A 1221-nucleotide genomic window follows, 5' to 3' on the forward strand; every position below is an offset into this window, starting at 1 on the left:
AAAAGAAACGGATTTTTTCGGCTTTAGCGATTTCGTCGTGAATGACGTTTACGGAGGTAAGACGTATTATTCTTACTATTCGAACCCTTACTCCGACTTTCTGCGCAACCGGGCGCTGGGGGGTGCGGAGAAGGAAAGCCGCATCGTCGGAAGCGACAACTTGGACTACGGAGTGATCCGAACTTCGTATGAGATCCTAGAAATTCAGTATGGTTCTGGTGTGGTCGGATATCTGTCTCAAGCCGCAAAGATCGAAAAATTCCTGGGGGGGTCGAGAACTACGACCCAAAATCTGAATACGATTTTTGACGGGTCCAAGATCCTTCGGAAGAGTTCTTCTACGATGGATCACTTCAGCGATATTGCGCACGGAGTTACGACCACGACGGAAATCACTGATTTCGAAACGGACGATACTACGAATCAGAGAAGGGTCGCGAGAAATACGAGTTTTGCGGGGAGTTCCCACGAAGTTACTTCTGTGTTTAGTTACGACTCCCAGGGAAATCTAACAAAACGTGTGAGTTCCTACACGGGAAGTGGACTTTCACCTGTGGGAACTCATACAACCGAATTTGAATATGACAATTTTGGAAACAAAACGGTTGAAAAGGATACAAGTGGAAGTCCTGCGCGTGGGAACTCTTACACGTTCGACGATGAACTGCATCAGTTTGTCACTCAGAAGACTTCCTTCGGAGGTTCAATTGATCTTCCGACCCGATACAAGATCGATTATTCCTCCGCGTTCGGTTCTCCGACGGAAGAAAGCGATCCGAACGGAAACAAAACGTCTTTTGAATACGACGGTTTTGGAAGACTGATCCGAACGAGTTCCGACACGGATGTGGGAACTCTCACAACCGCCACTTACAGCTACAATGCAAGTTTTCCCTTAAGTGCAAAGACAACATTCCCGACAGGAACGGGAGATCCTGCCTTTGCTTCCAAGACCTACGCAGACGGTCTGGGTCGTAACATCTACACGGTGAAAACTGCGTCTAACGGAAATTTTACGCTTACGGGAAGACTTGTGTATGACGGAACCGGGAAAGTAATCCGCCAAAGCCAATCGAATTGGGCGACGTCCGGAGAAATGGACAGGTTCGTTCTCCATCTCGAAGAAAGAAATCCTACGTTGTTCGAATATGATCCGATCGGAAGAATGAAAAAGACGATTCTACCGACGGCAGTAGGAGAAACGACTCCTACAACGATCAC

At 47.6% G+C, this 1221-nt stretch carries 1 pseudogene; it reads left to right on the forward strand.

Annotation, left to right across the window (positions count from 1 at the left end):
• A pseudogene (locus EHQ17_RS00005) lies at nucleotides 1-1221 on the forward strand (hypothetical protein); the annotation flags it as partial.

Source organism: Leptospira gomenensis (genome assembly GCF_004770155.1).
GTDB lineage: Bacteria > Spirochaetota > Leptospiria > Leptospirales > Leptospiraceae > Leptospira > Leptospira gomenensis.